Consider the following 15,504-nt stretch of genomic DNA (forward strand, 5'->3'; position numbering starts at 1 on the left):
GGTGGCTGGCGATCAGGCGACTTGTTGCTGCTGCAACTGCGAGTCGATTTGCTCCAGAGTGGTGTACTGCGTGATGTTCAGTTGCTCAGGATCAATCGATCCGTAGAGCTGTTCGCAATAGACGATCAGCTCAACCACATTGAGTGAATCGATACCCAGTTCGCCCAAACCGACATGGGTATCGACGGATTCGATATTGAGAATCTTGGCGGCTTCTTTCTTCAGAAGTTCCAGCGTGTTGAGGGTTTCAGTCGTCATTGGTGCATCTCCTGGGGTTAAAGCGGATTAAAGTGAGTCGGATACGGGCTTGGCTACGCGCATGCTTGCGCGCAATTCGTGATAACAGCGGTAAGAGCTGCCTTCCATTTTGGTAAACGCCAACAGGTCACGCTGGTCGAGAAAACTCGGTACGGCAGAGCGGCTGACCAGATGCAAAAGCAGTTCATTGGAGGCGAATTTCAGTGCCAGCACGCGGTGCACGTCTTCGCTCTCATAGCGGTCGGACAGCGTCTTGGTACGGGCGGCGGCAGCGATGAAGTCGCGTGACGCGCGTTCGTCGGGTGTCAGTTCGAGGCGGCCCTGACTTGCCAGCCAGTCAACATGGGCCATCAGTGCGCGCACCAGGAAAGGCCGTACCGTCGTCAGGTATTTATTGAGTACCGCAGGGCCGCCCACTTTCAGACGATCTTCCTGGGAAACCTGCACCGTGCCCTTGACGTTCCCCAACTGCACAACATCGCCGAGAAAGGGCTCGCCGCAGAGGGTTCGTTTGAGGGTCTTGTATTGCTCGGGCCAGACCAGGAAGGCTGAAGGGAAAAACGAGCCCGGCGTGCGGGCGGCAACGATTGCCATGCCATCAAGGTTGGCGTACATGCCCCATACCTTGTCGATATGCAGCTTGAAACCATCCCCTTCCGGCTGGGCGACAGTGCGCCAGCTAGTGAGGGTAGGGCCGCCGGCATCACTCATCAGAAAACGCAGGGCGCTGCCGGCATCAATGCTGGCGCGCGCCCGTTCGTATTGATCCGGCGTCAGGAACAGCGAAAACAAATGGGCGAAGTTCTGCATGAACGATCGGTAGTGCAACGCCAGACCGTCTTGCCGAATGCGCTCCAGAATATGTTCCAAGTCATGGCTCGGCTGCGACAGGGCCACCGAGGGGCGGTTTAATTGCTCGGCAGGCTCATAGTCTTGCGGTGTCTGCGAAATCAACATATCTGAATCCATCAGTCGCACTGAAGCGCGCGAAATAATATGGATCAAGTGAGCAGGCAGTTCGCCGTATGTCGATAAGCGATGAAGAACCGGTTGTGCACACACATTCAATAATGAATGGCGTGACGAAGCCGTATCCCCACCTTGCGTCAAAGTGTGCATAGTGTGTGATCCAGTATTTGAAAGTTGCAGTGCTTCAGTGTGTCGATGTTATTGGCGTGGTTGTAGATTAACTAACAAGCTGTTCGCGATCGGCCTTGTCTTTGTTGTCCAGTACGGTTTGCAGATAAATAGTTCGGCATTCCAGGCGCTTGAGTTTGTTGCTGGTCGTACGTGGCAAACTTCCGGGTAGCACGAATGTAATGGCGTGGGCACCAAATCCGAACTTCTCACGCAATTGGTTTTGAAGTTGGGTGCGCAGTTCGATAGGGTTATGCTTCGTTTCAAGCTCGATCAGAATCGCCAGGCTCTCGGTTCTCTGTGTCTCGTCGTAGATACCGAAGGCCGCTATTGCATTACCCCCGCTGGCCAATAAAGGGTGTGAGGCTATGACGTCTTCAATTTCATGGGGGAAATAATTACTGCCGCGGATAATGATGAGTTCTTTCTTGCGGCCGAGTACAAACAAGTGCTCATCCACTCGATAACCTATATCCCCGGTCGCAAACCAGTCGCCGCTCTGGTAGTGCTCGGTCTGGCCTTCGGCGGGTAAATAGCCGGACATGACCGAAGAACCACGTATGAAAATTTCGCCCACTTCGCGGTCCTTGGCGTCGGAACTGTCCAAAGCCCTTACCGCCACTTGCATCCCGTCAATCGGCCGGCCCATCGACAGTACGGTTTCTACCCGCCGACTGTTATCGTCGGCGCGGCGTGCCTGCCAATGATCGATTACCGCGCCGGAGTCGATACGGTCAGGAATCACGTAGGAGAGCGCCTGCTTGTCGTAATCAAAGGTCGTGTTATGCATGGTCACTGCCAGCGTCGATTCCGCCATGCCGTAGCAGGGTTGCAGCGCAGAACGTGAAAGGCCGTGGGGCGAGAATGTCTGTGCAAACTCCCTCAGGCAGGCTTCATCGACCCTTTCGGCGCCGACAAAGATATTGCGCAACTTGCTCAGATCCACCTCTTTCATTGACGCTTCGCGGTAACGGCGAATGCAATACTGCAGGGCGAAAGTCGGCGCCGCCGTGGTGGTTGCGCCAAAGCTGGACATGCGCTTGAGCCAGCCAAGCGGGTTGCGAATAAAACTGGCCGGCTGCATCAATAGCAGCGGTGCCTGGTAATACAGGTTCGACAGTAGCGTCACCAGGCCCATGTCGTGATGCAGCGGCAGCCAGGACGCAGAGGCGTCGCCGCGTTCGACACTGTAGCCAACAACACCGCCGATACCGCGCACATTGGCGATGACATTGCGATGGCTCAGGATGGCGGCCTTGGGGCGACCGGTCGAGCCCGAGGTCAGTTGCACATGATGGCCGCTGTCAGCCTGGCAGCGTTCCACGCGCACTGGAAACCCTGCGCTGGCAGCGAGGCTCACCTCTGCGCTCGTGACCACGCGTACAGGCAGGTTGGAAAGCAAGCGCTGGAGTGCCGGTGTATTGCTTTCGGATGCGATCAGCAGGCGCGGTGCAAACAACTGACAGGCCACATATATCTGATTGCGCGGTGAGTCTGCCATCAATCTTCCAGGCAGCGCGACGGTGCAAGGCAAGGCGCCAATCAACACGCATCCAGTCAGCAGTAACAAGTGATCGATCGATGCCGGCAGGGCAAGAATAACCAGGTCATTACGAACAACCCCCAGTTCAGTCAGGGCTGAAGAGACCGCCAATGCTTGTTGTGCCAACGCTGCATAGGAAATGCTTTTTTCTTCCCCGTTCTCTTCTATAACAGTAATTTGCCGCAGTGCACTTTGCTGTGGATTATCCAAGGCAGACAAAATAGCATCGATCATTGTTTCCAATTTCCGATCTCCGGGAAGTCAATCAAACAAGTCTGTCAAATAGTACAAATTCAATACAACGCTCTAGTGAGCATACAAACCTGTAGTGCCCGGTCTGGCGGACTTTATGGGATGGAACAGTGTTTGTAAATCGCTCGGGTGAAAGTTTCATAATCTTTCATGTTCGTTTGTAGTCGGCGCTATTGCCCGGTTCTAAAGCAAGTTTATAGTTGTTTAAGTGTCTAAACACTTGTTACTCGGCGTCGGATGTTTTGTATTTAAGTCGTGCGCGCAGTCGTTTACTTTTGTAGTACGTGTCGACTCTTTAGTTGTGGGCGCGTCTCGAATAAGTCGTTGGTAATGCGGGGTAAACGTGGTCTTCAAGATCACGTATTTCGGCGCTTCCGGCGTATTCTTATACCGGGCGTACTTGTCGTCCAATGAGTACTTTCTCTCCCGGTTTGGTGTTTGCTGCAGTTACGATGCCTGATCTTCGGGTTACACATTTTGTCTAGTGGTGTATTGAATGGCGGCAGTTTCAGGCAAGCCTCAACCGATTATTTCCCGCGCCTGACGTGTCATTGACTACGCTGTACCTGATCGAAATTACAGACGCGCCCTGTCTCGAACCTAATCCCTTCGATACGGTTGGCCTATCAAGGATGTGCAGGAGGCCCCCGGGTTTGTACAAATTCAAAACAGCGTTTCTGCTTCTTGTCCTGTTGTGCTCGGGCAATGGCATGCTTTTGGCCGCCCCTACACTAGCCTCTGTGATCAAGGCCGAGGAATCCGATGGCAAGCCTCCCGTGCTGGTGGATGGCGGGCTGCTGGGTGCCTTGGGTGCGGGGATGGACGAGGTTCAAGGTCAGCTCGGCCTGAGTATGCAGTTGCTGGACGCCTGGCGTTTACGCACCGAGCGGGCGGCAGGTGAAGTAGGACAACTGGTCGAGCAGGCATCCACACATCCTTCATGGAGTGGTGTAGGCGACTTTTTCTTGCTGACGGTTATCTGGTCCGGCGTTTTTTTCGGGTTGATGCTCGCAGGAAGATTGCTGGCGCGTTATTTGTGTACCACGCGTTCGATGGTTGACCGGCCACGCATCCAGACGCTGGTGGGTTATGTGGTGCCCTACATGTTGCCTGCGCTGGTCTCGTTGATGCTGGCCCTGTACGCCAGCCGCATGCTGCAAGACACCTTGGGTCGCTCGTTCGGCCTGACCCTGACCTATGCCGGCAGCGCCGGGGTGTTCTGTGTGGCGCTGGTGCTGTCACTGAGTACCTTGTTTGAAACGGGCCACAAGCGCCGCGCGGTGCAGATTATTCGTCAGTACTCGAAACGTGCGCTGTTCTTGATCGGCTTTTTTTCGGCACTGAGCGACGCAATGAGCAGCCCGCAAATTGCGCGGCAAATCGGCGGCAATATCGCCAGTTGTCTATCGGTATTCGCCGGCCTGCTGGCGTGCGCCATTCTGGGCTGGCTGGTGGTACGGCTGCGGCGGCCCGTGGCTCACCTGATCCGCAATCGGGCCCTGGCACAACGGCTCGGGCAGCCAGCCTTGCAAGAGTCGTTGCGCATTTTTTCGGTACTCTGGTACTGGCCCGTGCTGCTGATGTTGCTGGTGAGCGCGCGCAATTTACTGGGCGTGGGTGAGGGCAGTGAACGTGCCTTGCGCAGTGCATTGCTGACATCGGGCCTGCTGATCGGCACGGTATTTCTGAGCACGATTCTGCACCATTCGTTTCGGGCGCGAACCCAGCATACAGGGGCCTATAAAGAGCGTTTTATCGGTGTGGTTTACGCATTGCTGCGCATTGCCCTGGCCGTGACCTTTATTGAGTTGCTGGCGAAGATCTGGGGTTTCTCGCTGTTGGCCTTCGCTTCCGACAGCAATACCGGCAAGGTCATCAGTGATTCCCTGGGCCATATCCTGTTGATCCTTCTGGTGACCTGGTTGACCTGGGTGGTGCTCGACACGGCCATTCAACAAGCGCTGGAACCGGCCACCAACCGGCGCGGGAGCCATGAGCCCAGTACGCGAATCAAGACCATCCTGCCGCTGGCGCGCAATGCTATCAAAGTGATTCTGGTGGTGATCTGTACCATCACCACCATGGCCAATCTGGGGGTGAACGTCGCGCCCTTCCTGGCTGGCGCCGGGGTGATAGGCCTGGCCATCGGCTTTGGCTCCCAGCAGTTGGTGCAGGACGTGATTACCGGGCTGTTTATCATTATTGAAGACACCATCTCGGTGGGTGACTGGGTGGTGATCGACTCCGCCCATGCCGGCACCGTCGAGGGGTTGACCATACGAACCCTGCGCCTTCGCGATTCGAGAGGTTTTGTCCATTCGGTGCCTTTTGGTCAGATCAAGGCCGTCATCAACCATTCCCGGCAGTTTGCCTATGCCTTTTTTTCCGTGCAGTTCACCTATGACACCGATATGGACAAAGCGACGGCCCTGATTCGGGAAGCGGGGAGCCAGATCAGCAGCGATCCTTTGCTCAGCCTGAGCCTGCAGGGTTCGCTGACGATCTTTGGCGTCGACAGCATGAACCTCGATGGCGTGACCATAACCGCGCAGTTCCGAACCATGTCCGGGGCGCAGAACACCGTGAGCCGGGCATTCAATGACCGGCTTAAAAAGCTTGTGGATAAGTCGCCGGATGTTCACTTCGCACAGCATTATCCACAGGGGTTTCTGCTGCCCGTGCGGGAGCCGGAACAAACGCTGCCAGCGGACTCCTTGGCGCAACGGTCTACGGTATTACTGACTGATATTCCGCCCAGATCCCAATGAAGGCCTTTTAGCATGAGGCAGTTTGTCAGTGACGGGTGGGCAAGAAACCCGCAAAATGCGGCTATCTTGATTAGGGTCAGCAGCTTTCACGGCTGGTTTTCTGGTATACATCACCGTTCTAAATAGACTGAGCCTGCATACTTTATGCGAATGCGCCTTATGTTATTGGGCGGCGGAAATGCCCTCGGGCAGGCGCTGATTCGTCTGGGTGCCGAGGAAGACATCAATTTCCTAGCCCCGCGCCCGCCGCAAGACGGTTGGGACGCCGCGAGCCTCACGCAACTGCTCGATGACACCCGCCCGGATGCTGTCATCAACCTTGCGTACTACTTCGACTGGTTTCAGGCGCAGACAGTAAGCGAGTCGCGTCTTGCCGCCCAGGAGCGCGCTGTCGAGCGTCTGGCCGAGCTGTGCCAGCACCACAGCATCACCTTGTTGCAACCTTCCAGCTATCGGGTTTTCGATGGCTCGCGTGCGACGGCCTACAGCGAAAAAGACGAACCCGTCCCGCTCGGGTTACGCGGTCAGGCACTGTGGCGTATCGAACAAAGTGTGCGGGCCATTTGCCCGCAACATGTGCTGCTGCGTTTTGGCTGGTTGCTCGATGACAGCCCGGATGGCACCCTCGGGCGGTTTCTGGCCCAGGCCGAAAAACCGGGTGAGTTGTTGATGGCCGATGATCGACGGGGCAACCCGACGCCGGTGGATGATGCTGCGCGGGTGATTATCTCGGTACTCAAGCAGCTCGATTGCGCGGCGCCGCTGTGGGGCACTTACCACTACGCCGGGCACGAAGCGACAACGCCGCTGGCGCTGGGGCAGGCGATCCTGGCCGAGGCCCGTAACCTGCACGAACTGGCAATCGAAGCGCCGACACCCCAGGCGCACGCCGCGCGGCCCGACGCGGCAGAAGAACCCCAGCACGCGGTGCTGGCGTGCAAAAAAATTCTACACACCTTCGGGATCAAGCCTCGCGCCTGGCGTGCGGCGCTCCCCACTTTACTGGACAGGTTTTATCGTCATGGTTGATGCTCCCGTTTTAATCACCGGTGGTGCCGGTTTTATTGGCTCCAACCTGGTAGACGCCTTGTTGGCCAAGGGCTACTCCGTAAGAATTCTCGATGACATGTCCACAGGCAAACGCAGCAACTTGCCAATGGCCAACTCGCGGGTCGAGCTGATTGAAGGTGACGTGGCCGATGCCGCACTGGTTGCCAAAGTCATGGCCGGTTGCAGCGCAGTGGTTCACCTGGCGGCGGTTGCTTCGGTACAAGCCTCGGTAGACGACCCGGTGCGTACTCACCAAAGCAACTTCATCGGCACCCTGAATGTGTGCGAAGCCATGCGCGAAACAGGGATCAAGCGCGTTGTTTTCGCCTCCAGTGCTGCGGTCTACGGCAATAACGGCGAAGGCGAGTCGATTGTCGAAGACACGCCTAAAGCGCCATTGACACCTTATGCCGCCGACAAGTTGTCCAGCGAGTACTACCTGGATTTCTATCGTCGCCAGCACGGTCTGGAGCCGGTGATCTTTCGCTTCTTCAATATCTTTGGCCCGCGCCAGGACCCATCCTCGCCTTATTCGGGCGTGATCAGCATTTTCAGTGAGCGTGCTGAAAAGGGCCTGCCGATCACCATCTTTGGCGATGGCGAACAAACGCGCGACTTCGTGTATGTGGGTGATCTGGTCAAGATTCTGGTGCAAGCCGTCGAAACCGAGAACGCTGAAGCGGGTGCCGTGAACGTAGGCTTGAACAAGGCCACTACACTCAATCAAATGCTGGCAGCGTTGAGCGAAGTGGTCGGCGAGTTGCCACCGATCAGCCACGGTCCGGCCCGCTCGGGTGATATCCGCCATTCCCGTGCTGACAATAGCCGTTTGTTGCAACGCTTCACCCTCGGTGAAACCACACCAATGAGTGTCGGGCTGGCACGCCTGCTAGGCCGCTAAGAACCACCCGCCCACAAAAAAGGCGCCTTTCGAAGGCGCCTTTTTTATGATTGCCGGACTTAGAATTTGTAGCCCAGGCCAACCATGTATACCCATGGGTCCACGTCTACGTTGACCTTGGCACGAGTGCCTGGTGCCACGGCGTTGTTTTCCACAGTGGCGCGGGTGTCGATATCGATATAACGCGCCTGGGCGTTGATCATGATGTTGTCGGTCAGCATGTAGTCAGCACCCAGCTGCCAGGCCATGCCCCAGGAGTTTTTTGCCTTGAAGTTGTCGAACCCTTCGGCGCTGGCACGGCTGCCGACGTGTTCGTCGTAGATCCAGGTGTAGTTGATGCCGGCACCGACGTAAGGCTGGAATGCCGATTTGGTATCCAGTGGGTAGTACACAACGCTCAGGGTTGGCGGCAAGTGTTTGAGGCTACCCAGTTTGCCGTTGGCGGCTGCCAGGCCAGTACCCTTGAGTTTCACGTCATGCTCAAACGGTGTGGCTGCCAGCAATTCGATACCCACATGGTCGGTGATCATGTAAGCGAAGTTCAGACCCAGTTGCGTGTCGCTGCTCATGGTCGCCTTGCCACCCAGATCAGCACCTGCCAACGGGCCTTGATCAACCTTGACGCTGGAGCTGTCGGCTTTCGGGTTTACCGTGATAGCACCGGCACGCACGATGATGTCGCCTTCCGTGTGCGCGTGGGCAAGAGGGGCGACGACGGCGAGCGCAAGGGCGGCTGCGCTGAGCAAAGACTTGTGCATGGGAGCTCCATTTGGATATTTAAAATTTATATAACCAATGGTAATGAGCGCCCAGGCCTGTTCAGTTGACCCAGCTCAATGAAAGCGTGAAGTTGTGAAAAATTCGTTAATTGCCCAGAGCCCCTCACCCCAACCTTCTCCCGGAGGGAGAGGGAGCTGATGGGTGGCGTTGCGCAAACCTGCTTTTGCTTTTAGTCCCTTCTCCCACTGGGAGAGGGCTAGGTTGAGGGGCCTTTGGGGTTACTCCGGCAATTCATACACCACGATCCGCTGCGCATCCATCTGATACCCCGCATCCGCCAGTTCGCTAGTGCTGGCCTTGACCTGCAGCGCGCCCACGATCCAGTACGGCTGGTACAACTCGTCGAGTTTGACCCCTTCCTTGCTGGTCACGTGCACGATCTGGTTCGACGGCGGTGGCGGTACATGGATGCAGGCACCGAAGTACGGCACCAGCAAAAAGTCTGTGGTGCGCCCGTCTTCGCTGACTTCAAGGGGCACGATATACCCCGGCAGGCGAATCAACTGGCCATCCAGCGCCGGGACCACCGGCGCATTGGGCAAGTCCTGCCTGGCTGCCGGGGCGGCTTCCATATTGCCCATCTGCGAGAGGTCATGCAGGGGCGTCATGTCCGGTGCTTCAGGCGGCGCATCCGCCGGGATCATTTCCGACCAGGTCAGCTCTTTCGGTTCGGCCGCCCACAGCGGCGTCGCAACCAGCAGTAACAGTGCCAGCAGCACGCGAGACATTGCAGACCTTTTCATAAATGTAAGCTCATAAACGAATGGACAGACCATCTGCCAGCGATTGTCGGTAGGCGCGCCAGGCAGGCACGCAGCCCATCAACAGGGCCGCTGCCAGAATACCGCCGAGCAGCGTCCATTCATATTCACTTGGCCACGCCAGTGGCAAATACAACCCGTAGTTCGATTGCACATAGCCTTGCGCGACGGCAATGCACACATACAACAGACCGACACCGGCGATCACTCCGGCGAGTGCCAGAGCCAGTGCTTCGAACACCAGTAACGTGGCGATATGCCAAGGGCGGGCGCCCACGGAGCGCAAGATCGCCATCTCGCGGCGCCGCTCATTGAGGCTGGTCAAGATTGCGGTGAGCATGCCGATCAGTCCGGTCAGTACCACAAACAGCGACACCACAAACAACGCTTTTTCAGCAGTGCTCATCAAGCTCCAGAGTTCCTGCAGGGCTACGCCGGGCAAAATCGCCATCATCGGCTCACCGCGAAAATCGTTGATCTCCCGTTGCAGGGCAAAAGTCGAAATTTTGCTGTTCAGGCCCAGCATGAACGCAGTGATGGCCTGGGGGGTTAGGTCCATATTGCGGGCCTGGTCAGCGCTGATACGCCCGGCACCGTGGGCGGGCACGCCGTTATGCCAGTCGATATGGATTGCTTCCATACCGCCCAGGCTGATATGCAGCGTGCGGTCCACCGGGGTACCGGTGCGCGCGAGAATGCCAACCACGGTGAACGGTTTGTCGTCGTGCTTGACCAGGCTGATCGCCGCCACGCCATGAGCCAGCACCAGTTTGTCGCCCAGTTTGTAATGCAGGGCATCGGCGACTTCGGCACCCAGTACCACTTCGAACGGATCGCTGGCAAAAGGACGGCCGCTGGCCAGTTTCAGGTTTTGCTTGTGGCCGTACTGGTAGTGCTCGAAGTACGCCTCGCTGGTGCCCATCACCCGATAGCCGCGGTGCGAGTCGCCCAGGGACATGGGGATGGCCCATTTCACTTTCGGGTTGTTGGCGAAATGTTCAAAGCTGTCCCAACGAATATTGTTGGTGGCATTGCCGATGCGGAACACCGAATACAGCAGCAGATTGACCGAGCCCGAGCGGGCACCCACGATCAGGTCGGTGCCGCTGATGGTACTGGCGAAGCTGGCGCGGGCTTCGGTGCGGACCCGCTCCACGGCCAGCAGCAGGCACACCGACAGGGCAATGGCGAAGGCGGTCAGCAGTGCGGTAAAGCGGCGGTTGGCCAGGCTGGCCAACGCTAGACGAAACAGATACATCTCAGACCTCTACCGACAGGGCGGCGCGATTGAGTTCAGACAACGACAGGTTACGGTCGAACAGAGGGGCCAGGCTTTGATCGTGGCTGACAAACAACAGGCTGGCACCCGCTTCACGGCATTCGGCAAACAGCAGCTGGATAAAGGCTTCGCGAGTGTCCGCGTCCAGCGCTGATGTGGGCTCGTCGGCAATCACCAGTTCGGGCTGACCGATCAGTGCGCGGGCGGCGGCAACACGCTGCTGCTGGCCGATGGATAACGAGTCTGCACGTCGCTCCAGCAGGGCCGGGTCTTTAAGACCCAGATGGGCCAGCAGGGTTTGCGCGGCGTTATCCACACTGCCGTGGCGTTGCACGGCGCGGCTGGCACGCAGTTTGGAAAAGTGGCAAGGCAGTTCGACGTTCTCGCGAACCGACAAAAATGGCAGCAAATTGAATTGCTGGAAGATATAGCCCGTGTGGTCAACCCGGAAACGGTCACGGGCCCCGGAACCCAGCTCTCCCAGCTCCTGGCCGAGCAAGCGGATGCTGCCGCTGTTGGCTTTTTGCACGCCGCCAAGCAACCCCAGCAAAGTGGTTTTGCCACTGCCACTGGGGCCTTTGAGGAACAGGGTTTCACCTGCTTGCAGGCGAAACGCCGGAATATCCAGTAGCACGGGGTGCCCCGGCCAGCGGAAACTCAGGTCGCTCAGTTCGATAAGTGCTTGGGTCATTGGGGGAGGAGATCGCCTGGGAGTTGGTGGAAGTCTTTCTGTGGGAGCTGTTTAAAACTTCAGCACAGGTGCCTTGGCTGTCACTTCCACGGCTTGCTGACCGCTCGGGCCGATCAGTTGTACCTTGAATTTATGGGTGCCGGGGAATGTCTTGAAAAACTGCGCCAGATCCAGCGCTTTCAAAGCGTCCGGCGTGCTGCAGGTAAACGCATAGTGGGCTTCGATATCGCTGTGATGGTGCTCGCCCTTGGCGCTGCCTTCTTCCGGCGCCGGTTCGAACAGCGGGCTTTTCAGTTCCTGCGCTTCAGCTGTGCAACCGGCGGCCTTGGGGATGCTGAACAGCACCAGTGGGTCTTCCAGTTGTTTGCGTACCGAGCTGACTTTGGCCTTGTCAGCATCAGTGGTAGCAACGTGTTCAAAGCCCACCAGGTTCATCGACGGGCCATCCAGGTCCAGTTCCAGGGTCTGGCCGTCGAGCGCGACATTCAAGCTGCCTACGCCATGTTCATGGGGCGCCAGGCTGCTGTGTTCATGGTCGTGATCATGATCGTCGGCGGCGTGAGCCATCGCCAGCGGCAACAAGGCAAACGGCAAAGCAAGAAGCAAACGGCGCATGGGAGCACTCCAGCAGAAATGTGAAAATATTGTTATGTGATCTTATAACAACTGTTGCGAGAGTTTGCCCGTGTGCTTGGCGTTACGCAAGGCGCGTGGGAGCATGGCTGCAAGAAAATTGAGGAGCACGACGATGGTGCGCATTCGCGGAACGATAGGCGACTGGCCGGTGGATTTGACGGTGGAGCTGGATGAGAGCGACTGGATAAAGCTGGGCGCGCAACTGCACGTCAGTGAAGCGCCGATCAGCCAGCCGCCCGCAAAACCTGCGAATCAGGATGATGCCGTGTGGGAAGCCACCAAGGATTTGCTGCGCAAGGCTGGACAGATCAGCGGGCCTGAATTGCTGGGGCAGCTTGAAGCGCTGACCGGCAGCACGGGCGCAGGCAAACGCTTGTTGGTGCGCCTGCGCCATTGTGCCGAGGTGAAAGTGGTTAGCGGTGCTGATTCGCCGATTTACAGCTGGGTTGACGTGGCGTAACAAAAACTCCCGTAGCAGCTGCCGAGGGACGAGGCTGCGTTCGGCAGCTACAGGAACACTGCAACTGTGGGAGCGAGCCTGCTCGCGAAGGTCGTTCGCGAGCAGGCTCGCTCCCACAATAGGGCTTGACCTGCAACAGAGTATCTACAGATATGTATCGGGGTTTAGTACAGCGCAGCAAACAGCTTGCGGCGGTAGGTGGTGACCAGCGGGTGATCATTGCCCAGCAGGTCGAACACCTGCAGCAGGGTCTTGTGGGTGATGCCTTCGTTGTAGCTGCGGTTGCGGGTAAACAGTTTCAGTAGCCCGTCCAGTGCGCCTTCATATTGCTGGCGTGCCAGTTGCTGGATTGCCAGTTGATACGCCGCTTCGTCGTCCTGCGGGTTTTGTGCCACGCGGGTTTTCAGATCGGCCACATCCGGCAAGTCCGCCGCCTGGCGCAAGAACGTCAGTTGCGCCTTGGCGCCCGCCAGCTCGGCCTTGTGCTCGTCGCTCTTGACCGCATCCAGCACCGCTTGTGCTTCAGTCAGCTCGCCACGTTCAGCCAGGCAGCGGCCATACAGGATCAGCGCTTTGGCGTTGCTGTTGTCTTCAGTCAGGATGCTTTTGAGCAAGGCTTCAGCATCGGCAAAACGGCTTTCGGCAAACAGCGCCTGGGCTTGAACCAGCGGGTCTTCAACTGCAGCTTCAGGCATCACCACATGGGGCGCGAGCATGGCACGGATCGCTGATTCCGGCTGGGCTTCCTGGAAACCGTCGACCACCTTGCCGTCCTTGAACAGCACCACGGTGGGCAAGGTCTGAATGCCAATGCGGCCAACAATATCCTGCTCGACATCACAGTTGACCTTGGCCAGCAGCAGTTCGCCCTGATAGTCCTCGGCAATTTGCTCCAGGATCGGCAGCATCACCTTGCAGGGAGCGCACCACTCGGCCCAGAAATCCACCAGTACGGGTTGGTCGAATGAGGCCTGGACCACCAGCCTGTCGAAGTCAGTGGAGGTCACGTCGAAGCTGTAAGAAGGCGTAGGCTGATTCATTTCGTGTCTCGAAGCAGGTAAATAAGAGCAACTATAAAGGCTGGGCGCAGTGGCTGAAAGGCACAGGCTCGCGTTGTGCGTGATACAGGCTGACGTTGCGAAATTCGTGGGGCTCGGCCAGGTCGGGCAGGGTCAGGGCCTTGAGCATGGCCAGTTGCCGATAAAGCGGGTGCTTGAAGTCGCGTACGCGGGAATCGGCTACCAGGGTCTGCTGGCCGCGGGTAGGGAACCGATCCAGCAGCGGCAGGTTTTCGCGGTCGTAGAGCACATCAGCCACCAGGATCAGATCGAACCGGTCTGCCTCGGCAAAAAAGTCGCTGGAGTAGCCCAGCGCGACATCGTTGAGCTGGGCATTGGCCCTGCAGGCCGCCAGTGCCAGCGGGTCAAGGTCACAGGCCACCACTTCCAGCGCCCCGGCCCTGGCTGCTGCAATCGCTGCAACGCCCGAACCGGCACCAAAATCCAGAACGCGCTTGCCCTTGACCCACTGCGGTTGCTCGGCCAGAAAGCGTGCGAGCGCCAGCCCGCTGGCCCAGCAAAAGGCCCAGTAGGGAGGTTCGTAGAGAATGCGCCGGGTTTCATCGGGGGTGAAGGCGCGATCCATATTGTGGGCATCGATCAACCAGAGTTTGAGCGCGGTGCCGGGCAAGTCGGTCGCCACCAGCCGCGCATCACCCAGCAACTCGCTCAACGACTGCTGCAGGCCAAACGGTATATTCATGGTGCTTTGACGAAGGCCAGGGTACCCAGCGCCTGCGTGGTGGGCTGGTTGATGATCCGCGAAGGCAGATGCAGGATCAATTGCCCGGACTGGCTGGCGCGGCCGCGCAGCTCGACCCGCATCCCGGTCGGGAAGGCTTGCGGGTTGAAGCGCAGCTTGAAGGGCAGCGCCTGGCTGTTGCCGAGGATCTTGCTGCTGGCCATCAAGCCCTGGGGGCGGCCACGATCGTCAACGATCAGCATGGCCAGCTCGACCTCGGCGCCTGCCGGCACCCCGGTCAGCACTCCGCTCAACTCGCGCTGATATGACGGCAGCGGGCCAAGGTCAGCCGGGGCATCGGTTTTTGGCTGCGTCAGCACTTGGGGCTGTGCCGATTTTGGCGGCTCACTGCTACAAGCGACCAGCAAACTGGCAAGGCACAGCAAAACAAGCGTTCGTAGCGGCATACACGGCTCCAGCGGCAGGTCAGTCGGTGTATCAGATTGTGTAAAAGATAGTAGCCCGTCTGTATACCGTAAAGCCTATGGCTTGTCTTGCCAGTGGGATGCGCTAACATGGCGCTCCCCATTTTTGTTGGCTGCCACCATGCACTGTCCCTTCTGCGGTGCCAACGACACTAAAGTCATCGACTCGCGTCTGGTTGCCGAGGGCGACCAGGTGCGCCGCCGGCGTGAATGCCTGGCCTGTGGTGAACGTTTCACCACCTTTGAAACAGCTGAGTTGGTATTACCCCGCCTTATCAAGCAGGACGGCAGCCGCCAGCCGTTCGATGAAGAAAAGCTGCGCGCCGGCATGCAGCGTGCGCTGGAAAAGCGCCCGGTGAGTGTCGAGCGTCTTGAAGCCGCGCTGGCCCGGATCAAGCACAAGCTGCGCGCCACTGGCGAACGCGAAGTCAAATCGCTGGTTGTTGGTGAACTGGTCATGGGCGAGCTGCAAAAGCTCGACGAAGTGGCCTATATCCGCTTTGCCTCGGTCTATCGACGTTTCCAGGACTTGAACGAGTTCCGCGAAGAGATCGACCGTCTTGCCCGTGAGCCTTCCAAAGAATGATCCAGTCCACAGAACAATCGATTTTAGACACCCATTACATGGCGCGGGCCATCGAGCTGGCGCGCAACGGGCTGTACACCACCCACCCCAACCCCCGTGTCGGTTGCGTCATCGTACGTGACGGGCAGATCGTCGGCGAAGGCTGGCATGTGCGCACCGGCGAGCCCCATGCCGAAG

The 15,504-nt window shown here is 58.0% G+C and carries 16 protein-coding genes and 1 pseudogene; 6 read left to right on the forward strand and 11 right to left on the reverse strand.

From position 1 onward, the window contains the following. Positions 1 to 12 precede the first annotated feature (12 nt). The 3 genes from GHO03_RS06395 to GHO03_RS06405 all read right to left on the reverse strand — a co-directional run bounded on the left by GHO03_RS06395 (position 13) and on the right by GHO03_RS06405 (position 3,172). A complete protein-coding gene (locus tag GHO03_RS06395) occupies positions 13 to 258 on the reverse strand; it encodes an acyl carrier protein (protein WP_094999482.1) in 246 nt (81 codons plus the stop codon). 27 nt (positions 259 to 285) lie between these two features. Further along, positions 286 to 1,215: a hypothetical protein gene (locus tag GHO03_RS06400; RefSeq protein ID WP_095019072.1), complete on the reverse strand. Its 930-nt coding sequence runs from the start codon at positions 1,213 to 1,215 to the stop codon at positions 286 to 288. A 229-nt stretch (positions 1,216 to 1,444) separates the two neighbouring features. Then, on the reverse strand, positions 1,445 to 3,172 hold the full coding sequence (locus GHO03_RS06405) for an AMP-binding protein (protein ID WP_094999480.1): 1,728 nt from the start codon (positions 3,170 to 3,172) through the stop codon (positions 1,445 to 1,447). A gap of 671 nt (positions 3,173 to 3,843) precedes the next feature. Here GHO03_RS06405 and GHO03_RS06410 point away from each other — a divergent pair. From GHO03_RS06410 to GHO03_RS06420, 3 genes are all read left to right on the forward strand, one after another. Continuing rightward, positions 3,844 to 5,958 (forward strand): mechanosensitive ion channel family protein, encoded by a 2,115-nt coding sequence (locus tag GHO03_RS06410; RefSeq protein WP_094999479.1) that lies wholly within the window; start codon positions 3,844 to 3,846, stop codon positions 5,956 to 5,958. Between the two features lie 144 nt (positions 5,959 to 6,102). Beyond that, positions 6,103 to 6,987, forward strand: coding sequence for a sugar nucleotide-binding protein (locus GHO03_RS06415; protein WP_094999478.1), 885 nt, complete (start codon positions 6,103 to 6,105; stop codon positions 6,985 to 6,987). Continuing rightward, entirely contained in the window at positions 6,980 to 7,909 is a 930-nt protein-coding gene (locus GHO03_RS06420; RefSeq protein ID WP_094999477.1) for an NAD-dependent epimerase/dehydratase family protein, read from the forward strand. The genes GHO03_RS06415 and GHO03_RS06420 overlap by 8 nt, the downstream gene beginning before the upstream one ends. A 59-nt stretch (positions 7,910 to 7,968) precedes the next feature. On the opposite strand, the gene GHO03_RS06425 is transcribed toward GHO03_RS06420, so the two are convergent. From GHO03_RS06425 to GHO03_RS06445, 5 genes are all read right to left on the reverse strand, one after another. Continuing rightward, positions 7,969 to 8,667, reverse strand: coding sequence for an OmpW family protein (locus tag GHO03_RS06425; RefSeq protein ID WP_094999476.1), 699 nt, complete (start codon positions 8,665 to 8,667; stop codon positions 7,969 to 7,971). 240 nt (positions 8,668 to 8,907) lie between these two features. Continuing rightward, a complete protein-coding gene (locus GHO03_RS06430) occupies positions 8,908 to 9,417 on the reverse strand; it encodes a DUF3299 domain-containing protein (RefSeq protein WP_370688634.1) in 510 nt (169 codons plus the stop codon). 25 nt (positions 9,418 to 9,442) lie between these two features. Then, the gene (locus GHO03_RS06435) at positions 9,443 to 10,708 is read right to left on the reverse strand and encodes an ABC transporter permease (protein ID WP_095019069.1); all 1,266 of its coding nucleotides are present in this window, start codon (positions 10,706 to 10,708) and stop codon (positions 9,443 to 9,445) included. Position 10,709: 1 nt separating this feature from the next. Continuing rightward, positions 10,710 to 11,420: an ABC transporter ATP-binding protein gene (locus GHO03_RS06440; protein WP_133143854.1), complete on the reverse strand. Its 711-nt coding sequence runs from the start codon at positions 11,418 to 11,420 to the stop codon at positions 10,710 to 10,712. 51 nt (positions 11,421 to 11,471) lie between these two features. Further along, positions 11,472 to 12,035, reverse strand: coding sequence for a DUF2796 domain-containing protein (locus GHO03_RS06445; protein ID WP_095019067.1), 564 nt, complete (start codon positions 12,033 to 12,035; stop codon positions 11,472 to 11,474). Between the two features lie 133 nt (positions 12,036 to 12,168). On the opposite strand from GHO03_RS06445, the gene GHO03_RS06450 reads away from it, so the two are divergent. Then, positions 12,169 to 12,516 carry a hypothetical protein gene (locus GHO03_RS06450; protein WP_094999471.1) on the forward strand — a complete coding sequence of 116 codons (348 nt, stop codon included), beginning with the start codon at positions 12,169 to 12,171 and terminating at the stop codon, positions 12,514 to 12,516. Between the two features lie 164 nt (positions 12,517 to 12,680). Here GHO03_RS06450 and trxA read toward each other — a convergent pair whose 3' ends face one another. The 3 genes from trxA to GHO03_RS06465 are packed head-to-tail and all read right to left on the reverse strand — an operon-like array spanning position 12,681 to position 14,723. After that, positions 12,681 to 13,556 (reverse strand): thioredoxin, encoded by an 876-nt coding sequence (trxA, locus tag GHO03_RS06455; RefSeq protein ID WP_094999470.1) that lies wholly within the window; start codon positions 13,554 to 13,556, stop codon positions 12,681 to 12,683. Positions 13,557 to 13,587: 31 nt separating this feature from the next. Then, positions 13,588 to 14,277: a methyltransferase gene (locus GHO03_RS06460; RefSeq protein ID WP_133143853.1), complete on the reverse strand. Its 690-nt coding sequence runs from the start codon at positions 14,275 to 14,277 to the stop codon at positions 13,588 to 13,590. After that, positions 14,274 to 14,723, reverse strand: a complete 450-nt coding sequence (locus GHO03_RS06465) for a hypothetical protein (RefSeq protein ID WP_094999468.1) — start codon at positions 14,721 to 14,723, stop codon at positions 14,274 to 14,276. The genes GHO03_RS06460 and GHO03_RS06465 overlap by 4 nt, the downstream gene beginning before the upstream one ends. A 139-nt stretch (positions 14,724 to 14,862) precedes the next feature. Here GHO03_RS06465 and nrdR point away from each other — a divergent pair, with 139 nt between their 5' ends. Together nrdR and GHO03_RS06475 are read left to right on the forward strand one after the other, a co-directional pair. Beyond that, positions 14,863 to 15,327, forward strand: a complete 465-nt coding sequence (gene nrdR / locus GHO03_RS06470; protein WP_029611200.1) for a transcriptional regulator NrdR — start codon at positions 14,863 to 14,865, stop codon at positions 15,325 to 15,327. Then, positions 15,324 to 15,504: pseudogene (locus GHO03_RS06475) on the forward strand (riboflavin biosynthesis protein RibD); the annotation flags it as partial. The gene nrdR and the pseudogene GHO03_RS06475, both read left to right, overlap by 4 nt.

Source organism: Pseudomonas sp. FSL R10-1339 (genome assembly GCF_009600545.1).
In the GTDB taxonomy this organism is placed as follows: Bacteria; Pseudomonadota; Gammaproteobacteria; order Pseudomonadales; family Pseudomonadaceae; genus Aquipseudomonas; species Aquipseudomonas bubulae.